Consider the following 15,153-nt stretch of genomic DNA (forward strand, 5'->3'; position numbering starts at 1 on the left):
CGAAATGTGCGATCGATGCGACGAAGTGATTCAACCTGCAACTTCGTCAAACTGGGGCTGGGATGGGTTTCACAAAAGGGATGCTTGACCTAAACTAGCGGAGCGATCTGCTTGATGGTGGCGACCCTTGCGACTGTGAGTCGTGAACCTGGTCAGGCCTTAACTGGAGCAGCCATAAGCGGTGTAACTTTGTGTGAGGGTTGCCTCCACCGAGCAGACGCGATTGCCAGCCGGTTTTTTTAACCGTTTCTACGAATTCATGTGAATCTGTGAGCGACGATCATTCTGCAGACGACGGGTCGTACGTCGTTGTTGCAAGACGCTATCGGCCGCGGGATTTCACGCAGCTGGTCGGTCAAGACCATGTTGCTCGAGCCTTGCAGGGCGCGATTGAAACCTCTCGCGTGGGGCACGCTTACCTGTTCACAGGGGCCCGCGGGGTCGGCAAAACCAGCACCGCTCGGATTTTTGCGAAGGCCCTGAATCACCCCGACGGTCCGACGGCAAATCCGGACAACGAAAGCGATGTTGCGCAGGCCATCGATTCGGGCGAAGACGTCGACGTGATTGAAATCGACGGTGCGAGCAACCGTGGGATCGATGAGATTCGGTCGTTGCGAGCCAACGTGGGTGTGCGACCGAGCCGCTCGCGGTACAAGATTTACATCATCGACGAAGTTCACATGCTGACAGGGGCCGCGTTCAACGCGCTCTTGAAGACGCTGGAAGAGCCGCCCGAGCACGTCAAATTCATCTTTTGCACGACCGATCCGGAAAAAATTCCGATCACGGTGCTCAGTCGCTGTCAGCGATTCGATTTTGCGCCCGTTGAAAGCGATAAAATCGTGCAGCGTCTGCGCGAGATTGTCGAAGCCGAAAACAACACGGTGGAAGAGGAAGCGTTGGAGCTGCTGGCACGCCGTGCCGCTGGGTCCATGCGAGACAGTCAATCGTTGCTCGAACAAGTGCTCAGTTTCAGCGACGGGCATCTCACGGCCGACCATGTGCACACGATGCTGGGGACGGCCGACGATCAACGCCTTCATCGTTTGGCCGAAGCCATGGCAGCACGAGATGCCGCGGCCGCTCTATCCCAGATTGATGAGGCCATCGCAGAAGGGGTCGACGCAGGTCGGTTGGCGGAGCAAATGCTTGGCTACTTCCGTGACTTGATGGCGGTTGCCGTCGGCTGCGAAGCCTCTCTGATGCGATACGCCGCTGCATCGATGCACGGTGCGTTGGGCGAGTTGGCAGGTCGTTGGGGCTTGCAAACGGTGCTCGCAATTGTCGGCTTGGTTGATGAAACGTTGGTTCGAATTCGGCACAGCGTCCACGCTCGGGTGTTGCTGGAAGCGACGGTGATTCAGGTTTGCCACCTGCCCGATTTGCAGGCCATTTCGGATTTGGCGGCAGCAGCGTCAGGTGCCAGCGGTGGAAAGGGCGGCAGCGAAAAAAAAAAGCGGCCCCCGGTAGCTAGCTCGGCTCCCGCGGCGGCGCCCGCAGCCCCTCATTCCGGTTCCGCTTCGGATCGTGAGGCGGCAAATGTTCGTGTCGATTCTGCGTCGGAACCCGCTGCTGCTCATCAAGCGACGGCCAGTTCGGCGCAATCAGTTGCTCCAGCAACGGCTACGTCCAGTTCCTCGCCCCCAGCGTCACCATCCTCCGCGCCCGTCGCCCAAGCCTCGTCCCCCACCGGATCGAGTCAATCACCTGCTGTGCCCCCGGCAACTGCTGGGGCGGAGTCATCCGGTGAGCGAGCTGCATCGACCACCTCAACGGATGATTACCCGCTGATTTCCAGTGAGGAAGCCAAGTCCGGTTGGTCGCAGGTGCTTCAGGAAATGGATCCGATGACCGCGACCTTGGCCAAAGCAGCCGAGCGGGTGGATTCACCCGAGCCCGGCGTCCTTCGGTTGGTTTTTCCAGGGAGCTCTGGGTTGGCACTGAGTCGGTGCCAGATGCCGGAGCACAAAGAGGAAATTCTTCGAACCGTTGCCCGGGTGACTGGTCGGCGTGCTACCTTGCAATTCGAAGCGACCGCGGTGAAAAAGGCTGAGCCGGTTGCGGCCGCGAAACCAAAGAATCGAAATCGGATGCAGCGAATGCGCGAGATCCAGGCCAACCCCTTGGTTCAATCCTGCGTCGAATTGCTGGGCGCGGAAATCGTTCGCGTCGACACCCCTCGCGGTTGAGCATCGTGACGATCGGATTCGTTCGTTTTTTATTTGATCTCCCTGACTCTCGTTCCATTGGATTGGTCCCATGTTCAAAGGCCTCGGCAATCTCGGCAACATCGCTTCGATGGTTGGCAAGCTGCAAGAAATCCCGCAGAAAATGCAGGAGCTCAATGACCAGATGCGAAGCGAACGTGTTTCGGCAAGTTCGTCTTGCAATCACGTGGAAGTGGTCATGAATGGGATCGGTGAAGTTCAATCGGTGCAGATCGCTCCCGAGATCTTGGGCGTTGGTGGCAGCGAAGCGGTTGCCCCCGAAGATTTGCAGCACGCCATTCGCGATGCGACCAACGCGGCCGGTGCAGCTGCCAAGCAGTTGTACGCCAGTGCAATCAGTCAGCTTGCATCGGACATGGATTTGAACATGCCCGGTGTCGATGGTTTGCTGACGAGCCTGACGGGTGGCAATGGATGAGCGGGCATGCCGGTGCGGTATCCGATTTAGTCGACCAGCTCAGCAAGCTGCCAGGGATCGGTCGTAAAAGCGCTGAGAGGTTGGCGTTCCATTTGCTGCGAGTCCATGAGGATGAGGCGTTGGCGCTTGCGTCCGCGATTCGTCGTGTTCGCACCGACGTTCGCTACTGCTCGGTTTGTTACAACCTGTCCGAGACCGAGCTTTGCCGCATCTGTGCCGATCCCAAACGCGATGCCACGCGGCTGTGTGTCGTCGAGCAACCGCGAGATCTGCTCAGCCTCGATGCGTCGGGGGTCTACTCGGGGTTGTATCACGTGTTGCTTGGCCGAATCGCACCCCTGGATGGGATCACACCTGACCAATTGACCATCGATTCGCTGGTGGAGCGGGTGCGGACAGGAAATTTTTCTGAGATCATCATGGCGACCAACCCGACGGTCGAGGGTGATGGCACTTCCCTGTATTTATCTAATTTAATGCAGGAATTCCCGGTGGAAATCACCCGTTTGGCTCGCGGCATCACTTCCGGCAGCGTCCTGGAATATGCCAATCGCGAAATAATTGCTGATGCGTTGACGGGTAGGCAGCGGTTATAATCTCGATGCCAGTGATGAATTGGCATCGAATTCGCTCACTCGGTTTTCTCTGAGGGGTGATCTACCATTTGATTCACGTCACGCATTTCAGAAAAGATTCTCATGCGGATGTCAGTGGGGCTTCAAGCCCGGCAAAGCCAAGTCCAGAAACTCGCGCCACGGATGATCCAGTCGATGGAGATCCTGCAGATGCCCACGTTGGCATTGCAGGAACGCATCGAGCAGGAGATGAACGAGAATCCGTTGCTGGAGCAGCAAACCGGAGATCCGTTGAATCCGGATGAAGGGGACGACGAGGTCCCCGACAAGGACACCCGCAGCGAGAACGAGAAGGAATTGGTGGTCGACAACGACCACGACAACAAAGACGACTTTGAGCGTCTGCTGAACATGGACTCGGATCTGCCGAGCACCTTTGACGATTCATTTCGGCAGAGTGCTAACCGCATGTCGGATGACGCGGACCGTCGTCACGACATGATGGCGAATGCCCAGTCTCGCCCAGAATCGTTGAACGATTATCTGCTGCACCAGTTGGCAGAGATGGACATCGACGATGAGGTGGAGCAAATCGCCGAACGGATCATCAGCACCTTGAATGCCTCCGATGGTGGTTACTTGCGGATGCCGCTGGCTGATTTGCTGCCCTCCGGACATTCCAAGGAAGACTACGAGAAAGCTGAGGAAGCATTGGCGGTGGTGCAGTCCCTCGAGCCAAGTGGCATTGCCGCTCGTAATTTGAGCGAATGCTTGATCTCGCAACTGGACCCGTCAATCGAGCATTTCGAAGAGTTGTCGATCCTGATTCGCAATCATCTGAACGACCTGGCAGAAAATCGTCTGCCACAGATTTCGAAGAAGACTGGGTTCTCGATCGAGCTGATTCAAGAGTTGCGGGAAGAGTTGCATCTCTTGAATCCGAAACCTGGTGCTGCGTTTTTGGAAACGTACGTCCCCAACGTGACGCCAGACATCATTCTGGAGCAGGATGAATCCGGCGAATATCGCGTTCGCTTGGACGACGACCGAGTTCCAACACTGTTCATCAGTGAGTACTACCGGCGTCGTTTGCAGGCCTCGGATTGCACGGATGCGGAGCGTGAGTTCATCAAGCAAAAGATCAACGGCGCGCAGTGGTTGATCGACTCGATCGAGCAACGTCGAAGCACGTTGACCCGCGTGTCGGAAGCCATCGTGGCGCATCAGAAGCGTTTTCTCGATGAAGGTCCCGAGGCCATTGAACCTCTCAAAATGCAGCAAATCGCTGACAAAGTCGGGGTTCACGTGACGACGGTGAGCCGTGCAGTGGATGACAAGTGGATTCAAACCCCACGCGGGATTCTTCCGCTGCGTCGCTTTTTCGTCGGCGGCACCCAGACCGAAGATGGGGAGGATGTTGCTTGGGACACGATTCGTTTGAAGCTCCAAGAATTGATCGACAAAGAAGACAAGAGCAAACCTTACAGCGACGAGAATCTGGTTGACGAGTTGAAGAAGGCCGGGATGACGGTCGCTCGCCGAACCGTCACCAAGTATCGAAAAAAGATGGGCATTCCCAGCAGTCGACAACGGCGTGATTGGAGTCTCACCGCTTCCTGATGTCCGCCTTGAAACGATCTCTTTTCGTTGGCTTGGTGGTGATGAATGTGAGTTTGATACTCCTGGTCATCGCACTGCTCATTCGCCCTCTTGGGGGCGATCGGTCTTTGCGGCCATCGGTGGAGGTCACTTCCCCAGAGCCGCGTTCAGGTGAAAGCAGACCCACGGCGACAGCCGCGCGACGCAGTTCGTATGAGGTCGATGTCGCTCGCGAAACGATGGGCGTTTCCGCAGCAAGCGATCAGGCCGACTCCGAGACGCGGACCATTGAATTGTTCCGGGTGACATCGCCGTCGGTCGTTCACATCACGACCTCCAAGGTGGCTCGCGATTTCCTCAGCATGAACTTGCAGGAGATTCCACAGGGCAGTGGGACCGGATTTGTTTGGGACAAAGCCGGTCACATCGTGACCAACAATCATGTGATTCAAAATGCCGACGTGGCGATGGTCGCGTTTGATGATCAAACCAGTTTTCCGGCGAAATTGGTGGGCGTTGCCCCGGACAAAGATCTCGCCGTGTTGCGAATCGATGCCCCTGCCAATCGACTGCGTCCAATCCCGCGAGGTGTCTCGGCAGACTTGGAAGTGGGGCGGACCGCGCTCGCCATTGGCAACCCGTTTGGGTTGGATCAGACTCTGACGACGGGCGTTATCAGTGCGCTCGGTCGCGAAATCAAGTCGGACTCGGGGATCCCGATCAAGGATGTGATTCAAACCGACGCGGCGATCAACCCTGGCAACAGTGGCGGCCCGTTGTTGGATCGTTCGGGGCAGTTGATTGGTGTCAACACAGCGATCTACAGTCCCTCGGGAGCGTACGCCGGAATCGGATTCGCGATTCCAGTCGATACGGTTCGTTGGGTGGTTCCGGAGTTGATTGAACACGGCCGGATCATCCGACCCGGCATTGCAATCACAGTTGCCAGCGACTCCATGAGCAAGCGGTTCAAGTTGCCGCCGGGCGTTTTGATTCTGGAAGTGCCTGATCCCAGCAGCGCTGCGGAGGCAGGGTTGATGCCGACGCGTCGAACCCGCTTCGGGGACATCGTGCTAGGCGATATCATTGTGGCAGTCGACAATCAACCAGTCACATCAACGGCGGATCTGACGCTGATTTTTGAAAACCATGAGAGTGGTGACGTGGTGGACGTCACGGTTCTTCGCCAAGGTGCTGAATTGGTTTTGCCAGTTGAACTCGAAACATTGGACTGATCGGATTCCTCGTTCCCCTGCCACTATGTTGCGTCCCTGGTACGAAACGGACAATCTCGACGAAGTCAATTCGCCGGCGTTGTTGGTCTACCCTGATCGAGTCCAAGCCAACTTAGATCGGATGATCGAAATGGCGGGGAGTTCCGATCGGCTGCGACCGCATGTGAAAACTCACAAGATGCCCGCCATCACCCAGCTGAACATTGCTGCCGGGATCACTCGGTTCAAGGCGGCGACGATCGCGGAAGCTGAGATGACGGCTGAAGCCGGGGCTCAGGATGTTCTGCTTGCCGTGCAGCCGGTGGGCCCCAATGTTCAGCGATTGGTGAAGCTGATCAAACGCTATCCCGGTTGCCTGTTTTCGTGTCTGGTGGATGAGCCAGCGGTGTTGGTGCAGCTTGAAAATGCGTTTCAAGGGGCCGGTGTCTGCGGAAGCGTCTGGTTGGACATCAACGTTGGCATGAACCGTACCGGCATCGCCCCCTCCGCTGCCGCATCGGATTTGATTCGATCTCTGTTGTCGAGTGAGCATGTTGGTTTCGCTGGGATCCACGTCTACGACGGTCACTTGCATGACACGGATGCCGAGCGTTTGAAGCAACAGTTCGACGGCGTCATGAAGCCGTTTTGGGCATGGCTCGCTGAGTCGCAGCGGGCCTCGGGAACCCGGCCAAGATTGGTTGCGGGAGGAACCCCCACGGCAAGTTTTTGGCAAGCGGAGGCAGGGGCTCGGCAACTTGAGATTGAAACGGGTGCCGGGACGACGGTGTTGTGGGATGCGGGGCAGCCGACCTTCTCTCCAGCCATGCCTTTCGAGCCCGCTGCGGTCGTGGTGACCCGAGTGATCAGTCGGCCCACGGAGTCGCACGTTTGCCTCGATCTCGGTCACAAATCGATTGCGTCGGAGATGCCACTTCCACGCGTCAAGTGGTTGAACTGGGAGGAGGAGCACGAGGTGGTTGGCCACAATGAAGAGCACCTGGTTTTGCAGACCAAGGAACGCTGTTCGCTTCGCTGTGGCGATGTGCTCTACGGAGTCCCCGTCCACATTTGTCCGACGGTGGCGTTGCACCAGCACGCGGAATGCGTGCGGGATCATCGCGTGAGCGAGCAATGGCAGGTGGTGGCTCGCGACCGAAAGCTGACGATTTAGCTGGCGATTGAACTGTCTGGTCGACCGACCATTGCCACTTCCACTGAAGAGGTCGTGCCGTTTTCCTTCATCCTCCCTTTGGGAGGGGCGGACCGCTTCGGGCCGGGGAGGGTTCCGCGCTGGATCCAATGCTGAGCCCTCCCCACGCTTCGCTTGACCCTCCCAAGGGGAGGGTGATGACAAACGCCTGGCAATCAAGACTTAAAAACTGCACCAACTCTTCGTCGGGCGGGGTTCTCGAGACGCTACTGGCACAGCATTGAAAAACGGCACGACCTCTGCAGGTGAGGGCTCTTAGTTCAGCTGGACTGGGTTGGTGGCTTCTTTGATCTTCTTTCGCATCAGGTCGATCGAGGCTTCTTGGCCGGTGAAGAGTTTGAACTGATACGCGGCTTGGCGGACGAACATGTCCACACCGGTGATCACGCGAGATTGTTTCTGTTTGGCTTGTTTGATCAGCAGTGTGTTTTCGGGGTTGTAAACCGTGTCGAAGACAACCATGAACTGATTCAGAGCGGATTGGTTGAACGGGGTGTTGTCGACATCTGGGTGCATGCCGATTGGTGTCCCATTGATGAGCAGTTGGACTTTCGTGTCGTGGCGTTCTTCCCAGTCGACGACATGGCAACCGATGTCAGCGGCCAGCATCTCAGCGCGTTCGCGGGTTCGAGAGCTGATGGTGACGTCACACTTGCGTTGCCGCAGTCCCCACGCGATGGCTCTTGAAACCCCGCCGGCTCCCAAGATCAGTGCGGTTTTTCCTTGCAGGGAATTCTCGGTGCCACGCTCGATATTGAATGCTTCTTCGATGCAATCCATCGCGGCTCGATAGTCGGTGTTGTAACCGAGGCGATCGTCCCCGTTGAAGACCATGGTGTTGATCGCACCAATGCCGGTGGCGGCAGATTCGGCTTGTGTGCAATATTGCAGGGCCGATTCTTTGTGGGGAATCGTGATGCTGATTCCTTGGATGCCCAGGTCCGTGCAGGTGTTCATGAACGAAGGCAGGTCATCCTTGGGCACCCGCAAGGGCAGGTAGCGTGCGTTCAGCCCCGCGTCGACGAAGGCAGCGTTGTGGATCAGCGGGCTGTGGCTATGAGCGACGGGGTCCGCGATCACGCCGAACAACGCGGTGTCTTCCTTGATTGTTTCGTAGTGGTAGACGCTGTTCATCTCCTTCCAGTTCAGTTGTCCCGGAGCAAGTTTTTTGTCCGAGCTGAACGTCGCGTAGGTGAACGGTGATCCGACGCGATTGGCGAGGATCCGGGTCAGCATGCCGATCTCGCCCATGCAGATCCCGATCGTCGGGATCTTCGCGTTCTTGCAGAGGTTGATCATTCGGATGTTGTCCGAAAACGAATTCGCCATGCAGGCGATTTTGACGATGTCAGCGTCTTCGGCTGCCATCGCCTCGTGCAGTTCGTCGAGATTTTCAGGTGTGCCACTGAAGTCGTGGTAGCTGATGATTCGTTTGGTGTTGCCGTATCGTGGGATCTGCGCGGCGACGTCGGCTTCGATGTCAACGTATTCCGCTCCCGCCGCAATGACGCTGCGCAAAAGCATCAGGCGATCTTGCTCGGATCGTTCCCATCGCCCGCCGTCCTCTTTGCGACGGACCGTGGCGACCACGGGACCTGGACGGTCATTGAGTAATCGTTTCAGGTCCACGGCGCGCGAAATGTAATCCAGACGCAATTCAACGAGCTGGGCGCCTTGTTCGACCAAGTACTGGTGTTCGGCGATCATGCGTTTGTGGCGGGCACGGCCGAGACTGACACAAATCATAAAACTTCGGTGGTCGTGAATGAGGGCGGATGGGGGCGAGACTTCGCCTGGTCGTTATAATAGTCCGCAGCGTTCTGCTGGGCAGTACGGGGGCCAAGCAGAAACACACAAAATGTGCTGATTGGACGATGATTCACTGCTTTCAAGACACCGCATCCGCAAAAAAGGTTCCCGCCATGATTCGAGTCGGTTGTTGTCTCGCTGTGCTGCTTAGTGGATGTGTTTTGCCGGCGGCGTTTGCAGAGGACGTCGTTTCGCCGGTTTGGCCAACGGCACGTGGGAACTTCGCCGGGACTGGAGCGCGGTCGACCGGATTGGCGGAAGAGTTGGTGCTGCAATGGGAAACCAAGACCGCCGAAGCGATCGAGTCCGCTCCCGTGAGCGACGGCAACCACGTTTTCGTGGTGGACGTGATGGGCGGTCTGGAAGCCATCTCGCTTTCCACGGGCAAGTCGATGTGGCGGCACGAGTTGGAGACGGGGTTTGTGGCTTCTCCAGCCCTGTTCCTGCCGCTGGACGTCCGTCCGTCCGTGGGAGCGGTGAATGTCTTGGACGCGAGCGAGCTGGCAGCGAATACGAGTCCTTTGCAACCGGAAGGTCTTCGGTCGTGGGCCGAAAACCTGTCGCCCGTGTTGGTTTCGGGAGATGTCGAAGGCAATGTGGTCGCTTGGGATCCTGTCTCGGGGGAGCAGCTTTGGAAAAGCTTGACCGGCGGCGAAATCAGTGCGTCGCCCTCTTTCTACGTGCTGCGGCGGCCAGATTCAGCAGGCGAGATTGAATTGCAGCCGCGGGTGTTGGTGACCAGCCAGGATGGCAGTTTGTATTGTTTTGCCTTGGATTCAGGCGAGCTGATTTGGAAGTATGAAACCGGCGACCAGATTCGCTGTGGCGCGACCATCGGCGATGGGAAAACTTATCTGGGCGGATGCGATGGAGGGTTGCATGTGGTGGATCTGAGCACCGGCAAGGCTTCACGCGAGCCGATTCCGCTGGGAGGGCCAACGGGCAGCACACCCGCGATTCAAGGTGGGCAACTGTTTGTTCCGATCATGGATGGCGTGTTGTACGCGTTCTCACCACAAAACGATTCTGACGCTCCAGTCGAACCGACGTGGGAATACAGCGATCCCGACCGAAGCCAGGAATACCGCGGGAGCGTCGCGGTCACCGACGAAGTCGTGGTCGTGACCAGTCGCAACAAAACAGTGGATGCGATTGAGCGAGAGACTGGCAAACTTCGTTGGAGAGTGACTTTGAAGCGGCGTGCGGATGCTTCCCCCGTGATTGCGGGAGACGACGTTTGGATCGCATCCACGGACGGCCGGCTGGTGCGTTTGGCACTTCTTGACGGACGAGAAAAGTGGGATTTCGAAATTCGCGGTGCCTTCATCGGTGAACCTGCCATCGTGGGGGGGCGTTTGGTCATCGCGGACGATGAAGGCATGGTACGCAGCTTTGGGCCAAAGTGACGCTTCTGCACAGAAGCGTTTTTGGCCACGATTCGAGGCTCACCGGTTCGGTGTGAGCAGCGAATCGACTATTCTGAAACTGATCATTCGCACGCAAACGGGAATTTTATGACGACTGCATCGACCCAGGACGAGTCTCGCGAAAAAAAGCCGGAAGGTAGCAAGACGGAAGTCGGTAGCTACTTCATCAGCAATTATCCGCCCTACAGCCAGTGGAAAGCGGATTCGCTCGATGAAGTGAAGCAACGCATGGGTTCCGCACCGACCAGCGAGAATCCGTTGGGGCTGTATCTGCACATCCCATTTTGCCGAAAACGCTGTAAGTTTTGTTACTTCAAAGTCTTCACGGACGTCAAAGCTCCGGAAGTTCAACGCTATGTCGATGCGTTGTGCAACGAGATTTCGATGGTCAGTCAACTGCCGGTGATGGGCGATCGCCCGTTTCGGTTTGTTTACTTCGGCGGTGGGACCCCAAGTTTTCTTTCACCCAAGCAATTGACCAAGCTCGCGGATCGGTTGCGCGAGCACATCACTTGGGATGGTGCCGAAGAAGTCACCTTTGAATGCGAACCAGGCACGCTGAGCGAGACCAAAGTCAAGACGCTGCGTGAGCAATTGGGCGTGACCCGGTTGAGCTTGGGAATTGAAAATTTCTCCGACAAGTTGCTGGAGGAGAACGGCCGGGCTCACCTCTCCAAACAAGTTTTCACCGCTTGGGAGTGGATCGAAGCGGCCCAGTTCCCCAATGTGAACATCGACCTGATCTCGGGGATGGTGGGGGAGACCTGGGAGAATTGGCGAGACAACATTCGCCGAACGATCGACATGTCACCAGAGAGCGTGACGATCTACCAAATGGAACTGCCGTTCAACACGGTTTACAGCGCCGATATTTTGGGCAACAAGATTGATAGCCCTGTGGCCGACTGGCAGACCAAACGCGACTGGGTCAGCTACGCCTTTGATGAGATGACATCAGCTGGATACAAGGTCAGCAGCGCGTACACGTTGGTCAAAGACACCGGGAAAGTGAACTTCTCTTACCGTGATAACCTCTGGCGAGGTGCCGACTTGTTAGCAACTGGCATCGCCAGTTTCGGTCATGCTGCTGGGGCTCACTACCAAAACCTGCCTCACATGGAACAGTACCTCGGCGCGATCGAGGAAGGGAATTTGCCGCTCGGCCGCGGATTTGTTCCGACGGAGCACCAAGCCTTGATTCGCGAAATGATTTTGTTGCTGAAGCGTGGGTTCCTGGAACGGGACTATTTCCAAGCCAAGTTTGGCGTTGATATCGTGGAGGATTGGAAATCGGTCTGGGATGGTTACGTGGAAGAAGGCCTGGCCGAAGTGCATCCCGATGAAGTTCGTTTGACTCGGGAGGGGTTGCTGCGAGTCGATTCTTTGCTGCCGGCATTCTTTGAGCCTGAGCACCAGAACGTTCGCTACACATGATCCGACGAGCGGTGTGGCGGACGTCGCGGCGTCGTTTGGAAATCGGCCGACGTCCGCTCGTGATGGGGATCTTGAACGTCACCCCGGATAGCTTTTCAGACGGTGGTCGCTTCGTTGCTGCAGGTGAGCAACTTGCGAGTGAGAAGACTTGGGCGGATGCGGTCAACGTTGCCTTGCAAATGCAATCCGCGGGCGCCGATTTGATTGACATTGGCGGTGAGAGCACGCGTCCCTACAGCGATCCAGTGGACGCGGAGACCGAGGAACGACGCGTTGTGCCAGTGATTGAGCGGTTGGCCAGTCAGTTGACCATCCCCATCAGCATCGATACCAGCAAAGCCTCTGTTGCTCGAGCCGCAATGCACGCCGGGGCTGAGATCATCAACGATGTGACGGGGTTGGAAGGTGATTCCATGATGCCTGCGGTCGCCGTCGAAACATCGGCAGGCGTCTGCGTGATGCACATGCGAGGCAACCCGCAGACGATGCAGGACGATCCCAGCTACGACGACGTGGTGGAGGAGATCGAGCAGTATTTGTTGGCTCGCCGGCAAGCTTGTCTGGACGCTGGGATTGATGCGGAGCGGATTTGTTTGGATCCCGGAATCGGGTTTGGGAAGACTCACGAGCACAATCTCACCCTGTTAACAGCGACCCAACGCTTCGCTTCGCACGGCACACCCATTTTGATGGGGCATTCCCGGAAGGGATTCATCAAGAAGCTGTTGCAAAGCAAACAGCGTCTTTCAGGTGACGGCTACGACCCGATGGCTGGCACGCTGGGGGTGTCGCTGGCCGTCGCTGCGGCTGGTGCTCATGTCATTCGTGTGCATGACGTGGCGGAAACCACTCAGGCCCTGGACCTGTTCGAAGCAGCGGGCGGTTTGGATGGAAGAGTTGCGGGAAGGTGATGGACGGTTCATTGGACGGGCGCGTCTTCTAAGAAGTAGCGATTCAAGAAAGCTTGGCGTTCAGCACTCGGCGTCGCAGCAAACTGAACCATGGCATACAGCCGTTTTTGATCGCGTTGTCGTTTCTCTGAGAGCCACTGGTTGTTTCGGAATTGTTCGGGCAACGTGCCGATCAATTGAAAGCATTCTGGTTCCCTTGGGCCAGCGACCACGCCATGTCGGTCGAGCATGGCGAGGGCTGTGTCGACCCGGTGGTCATGCGGGCTGACTCGTTGCAGTTCGTTTCGCAGCCAGTCCAAGCCATACGCGATGCAACGATCCGCGTGATTTTCGAGTGAGAACATCAAGCGATCGTAGAAATCGGCATCCGGATTGGCCCACTCGATGAACTGCATTTGTGTCATCAGGTCATCTTGATCGTAGAGCCAAAGGCAACGGCTCGGCTGATCGTCGCGTCCTGCCCGACCAATCTCTTGGTAATAGGACTCCATGGAACCTGGGGTTTCGACGTGGATGACCAGCCGAATGTCTTCCTTGTCGACTCCCATTCCAAACGCAGGCGTGGCCAGGACGAGATCTCGTTCGCCCGACATGAATTGGTTTTGGATCCGACGTCGATCCCTGCGTGATTGGTCGCCGTGATAGCAGACATGATCAATGGAGCGTGCCAGGAGCAGGTCGCTGAACCGAGTCAACGTCTTGATCAACGAGAAGTAGAGGATCGTTCCACCGCTGGCCGGGGAGGTTGGCGATTGAAGCAGTGGTTCAGAGAGAGCTTCCAGGATCTGGTCGAGTTTTTCGTCGTCGCCCATGACCGTTTCGACATCGATTCGCAAGTTCGGGCGATCGATTCCTTCGTGGAACAGTCGCATGTCGCCATCTTTGAGTCCGATCTGATGGACGATGTCGGCGCGACATTCTGCCGTGGCGGTTGCGGTCAGGGCGATGGTCGTCGGGGATCCAAGTTGTTTTCGGATGTCGGCGATTCGGCTGTAATCCGGTCGGAAATCGTGCCCCCATTGGCTGACGCAGTGAGCTTCGTCGATCGCAAGCAGCTGAATCTTTCGTCCGGAGATGGCGTCGAGAAATTCAGGCTTTCGGAAGCGTTCTGGCGTGACGTAGAGCAACCGGTAGTGGTTCTGACGCAGTTTCTCCTGTCGCTTTTCTCGCTCCATCCGATCCAGCGAGGAATTGATGAGAGTGGCATCGATTCCTTTCGCGACCAGCCCATCCACTTGATCTTGCATCAGTGCAATGAGCGGTGAAAGCACCAGCGTCAGGTCGTCGCCTGATCCGAGCAAGGCGGGGATTTGAAAGCACAGTGACTTGCCACGCCCCGTGGGCATGATCACCATGGCGTGCTCTCCGGCGAGAACGTGTTGAATGACGGCCGACTGACTGGGACGAAACGCGTCGTGGCCGAAGACATCCCGGAGGATGGGTTGGGCTTGCTCAAGCGAACGCTTGTCTGATTTCAAATTCGCGTTGGCGGGACCACCCATCGGTGACGGAACTTTCTAATTTGAGGATTCGAAGATCATGAGCGAAGTCGATGTCATTTACGAAGACAATCATTTGCTCGTGGTGAACAAGCCCACCAAGTTAGCGACGATGGGAGCGACTGGGCAGCCGACATTGCATTCGCTGGGATGCGACTACATCCGGCGGACTTGCAGCAAACCCGGGAAGGTCTACCTCGGCATTGTCAGTCGACTCGATTCGATGACGTCAGGGGTGATCGTCTTGGCGCGAACGAGCAAAGCAGCCAGTCGGCTCACGCCCCAGTTTGCAAACCATTCTGGTGAGGGAGCCAAGAAAACCTACCTTGCGGTGGTGGCGGGACGGGTCGAGCAGCAGCAGGGCGTGTTGGTCGACGACGTCTACAAAGACGATGCCGCCCATCGCATGCGAGTGGCTCATCATGCGAGAGCGGATGCGAAGGAGGCTCGTTTGGAATTTGACGTGTCCGGGTACGATCGCGATTCAACCCTGTTGAAGGTCAAACCGCTGACTGGCCGGAAGCACCAAATTCGCTTGCAATGGTCGGAGGCTGGCTATCCCATTTTGGGTGACACGAAGTATGGCAGCGAACGGTCTTGGCCGACCGGTATCGCGCTTCATAGTTGGCGGCTCTCGATCATGCATCCAACGAAGAAAGAACGCCTGACCTTTGAAGCCCCCGTTCCAGAGGCCTGGAAGAGCAAGCTCGATTCGAGTTTGCTGGGTGGGCGTTGAGATCGAGCGTTGTGGGAGGCATCAACGAAAAAACGTCGTCTCCAATTGGAAGACGACGTTTCGTTCGTTTGACTCGAGCGTGATCGA

12 protein-coding genes and 1 other RNA gene are annotated in these 15,153 nt (G+C 57.0%); 11 read left to right on the top strand and 2 right to left on the bottom strand.

Annotated features, from left to right (window positions below; genetic code table 11):
- Positions 1–116 precede the first annotated feature (116 nt).
- The 7 genes from ffs (at position 117) to PSR62_RS10625 (ending at position 7,211) form a co-directional block, all read left to right on the top strand.
- Positions 117–211: signal recognition particle sRNA small type (gene ffs / locus PSR62_RS10595), an RNA gene on the top strand.
- A gap of 58 nt (positions 212–269) precedes the next feature.
- On the top strand, positions 270–2,192 hold the full coding sequence (gene dnaX, locus PSR62_RS10600) for a DNA polymerase III subunit gamma/tau (protein ID WP_274407718.1): 1,923 nt from the start codon (positions 270–272) through the stop codon (positions 2,190–2,192).
- A 70-nt stretch (positions 2,193–2,262) separates the two neighbouring features.
- Positions 2,263–2,649, top strand: a complete 387-nt coding sequence (locus PSR62_RS10605) for a YbaB/EbfC family nucleoid-associated protein (RefSeq protein ID WP_274407719.1) — start codon at positions 2,263–2,265, stop codon at positions 2,647–2,649.
- Positions 2,646–3,245 (top strand): recombination mediator RecR, encoded by a 600-nt coding sequence (gene recR / locus PSR62_RS10610; protein WP_274407720.1) that lies wholly within the window; start codon positions 2,646–2,648, stop codon positions 3,243–3,245. Before PSR62_RS10605 ends, recR begins: the two co-directional genes overlap by 4 nt.
- A gap of 108 nt (positions 3,246–3,353) precedes the next feature.
- On the top strand, positions 3,354–4,844 hold the full coding sequence (rpoN, locus tag PSR62_RS10615; protein ID WP_443217386.1) for an RNA polymerase factor sigma-54: 1,491 nt from the start codon (positions 3,354–3,356) through the stop codon (positions 4,842–4,844).
- Between the two features lie 8 nt (positions 4,845–4,852).
- Positions 4,853–6,058 (top strand): S1C family serine protease, encoded by a 1,206-nt coding sequence (locus PSR62_RS10620; protein ID WP_443217387.1) that lies wholly within the window; start codon positions 4,853–4,855, stop codon positions 6,056–6,058.
- Between the two features lie 25 nt (positions 6,059–6,083).
- Positions 6,084–7,211 (top strand): D-TA family PLP-dependent enzyme, encoded by a 1,128-nt coding sequence (locus PSR62_RS10625; RefSeq protein WP_274407722.1) that lies wholly within the window; start codon positions 6,084–6,086, stop codon positions 7,209–7,211.
- 294 nt (positions 7,212–7,505) lie between these two features.
- On the opposite strand, the gene aroE is transcribed toward PSR62_RS10625, so the two are convergent.
- Entirely contained in the window at positions 7,506–8,996 is a 1,491-nt protein-coding gene (aroE, locus tag PSR62_RS10630) for a shikimate dehydrogenase (protein WP_274407723.1), read from the bottom strand.
- A gap of 128 nt (positions 8,997–9,124) precedes the next feature.
- On the opposite strand from aroE, the gene PSR62_RS10635 reads away from it, so the two are divergent.
- From PSR62_RS10635 to folP, 3 genes are all read left to right on the top strand, one after another.
- A complete protein-coding gene (locus PSR62_RS10635; RefSeq protein WP_274407724.1) occupies positions 9,125–10,465 on the top strand; it encodes an outer membrane protein assembly factor BamB family protein in 1,341 nt (446 codons plus the stop codon).
- 108 nt (positions 10,466–10,573) lie between these two features.
- Complete coding sequence (locus tag PSR62_RS10640) at positions 10,574–11,920, top strand: coproporphyrinogen-III oxidase family protein (protein ID WP_274407725.1); 1,347 nt, start codon at positions 10,574–10,576, stop codon at positions 11,918–11,920.
- Positions 11,917–12,831 (top strand): dihydropteroate synthase, encoded by a 915-nt coding sequence (gene folP, locus PSR62_RS10645; RefSeq protein WP_274407726.1) that lies wholly within the window; start codon positions 11,917–11,919, stop codon positions 12,829–12,831. Before PSR62_RS10640 ends, folP begins: the two co-directional genes overlap by 4 nt.
- Before the next feature lie 8 nt (positions 12,832–12,839).
- On the opposite strand, the gene PSR62_RS10650 is transcribed toward folP, so the two are convergent.
- Positions 12,840–14,333: a RecQ family ATP-dependent DNA helicase gene (locus PSR62_RS10650; protein WP_274407727.1), complete on the bottom strand. Its 1,494-nt coding sequence runs from the start codon at positions 14,331–14,333 to the stop codon at positions 12,840–12,842.
- Positions 14,334–14,370: 37 nt separating this feature from the next.
- Between PSR62_RS10650 and PSR62_RS10655 the strand changes: the two genes are divergently transcribed.
- A complete protein-coding gene (locus PSR62_RS10655) occupies positions 14,371–15,066 on the top strand; it encodes an RluA family pseudouridine synthase (protein WP_274407728.1) in 696 nt (231 codons plus the stop codon).
- The last annotated feature ends 87 nt before the right edge of the window (positions 15,067–15,153 follow it).

Source organism: Rhodopirellula sp. P2 (assembly GCF_028768465.1).
In the GTDB taxonomy this organism is placed as follows: domain Bacteria; phylum Planctomycetota; class Planctomycetia; order Pirellulales; family Pirellulaceae; genus Rhodopirellula.

Excerpts from the sequence above, each read along its gene's own strand:
- folP (WP_274407726.1), top strand. The coding sequence starts at position 11,917 with ATGATCCGACGAGCGGTGTGGCGGACGTCGCGGCGTCGTTTGGAAATC.
- rpoN (WP_443217386.1), top strand. The coding sequence starts at position 3,354 with ATGTCAGTGGGGCTTCAAGCCCGGCAAAGCCAAGTCCAGAAACTCGCG.
- PSR62_RS10625 (WP_274407722.1), top strand. The coding sequence starts at position 6,084 with ATGTTGCGTCCCTGGTACGAAACGGACAATCTCGACGAAGTCAATTCG.
- aroE (WP_274407723.1), bottom strand. The coding sequence starts at position 8,996 with ATGATTTGTGTCAGTCTCGGCCGTGCCCGCCACAAACGCATGATCGCC.
- PSR62_RS10640 (WP_274407725.1), top strand. The coding sequence starts at position 10,574 with ATGACGACTGCATCGACCCAGGACGAGTCTCGCGAAAAAAAGCCGGAA.
- recR (WP_274407720.1), top strand. The coding sequence starts at position 2,646 with ATGAGCGGGCATGCCGGTGCGGTATCCGATTTAGTCGACCAGCTCAGC.
- PSR62_RS10635 (WP_274407724.1), top strand. The coding sequence starts at position 9,125 with ATGATTCACTGCTTTCAAGACACCGCATCCGCAAAAAAGGTTCCCGCC.
- PSR62_RS10650 (WP_274407727.1), bottom strand. The coding sequence starts at position 14,333 with ATGGGTGGTCCCGCCAACGCGAATTTGAAATCAGACAAGCGTTCGCTT.
- PSR62_RS10655 (WP_274407728.1), top strand. The coding sequence starts at position 14,371 with ATGAGCGAAGTCGATGTCATTTACGAAGACAATCATTTGCTCGTGGTG.
- PSR62_RS10605 (WP_274407719.1), top strand. The coding sequence starts at position 2,263 with ATGTTCAAAGGCCTCGGCAATCTCGGCAACATCGCTTCGATGGTTGGC.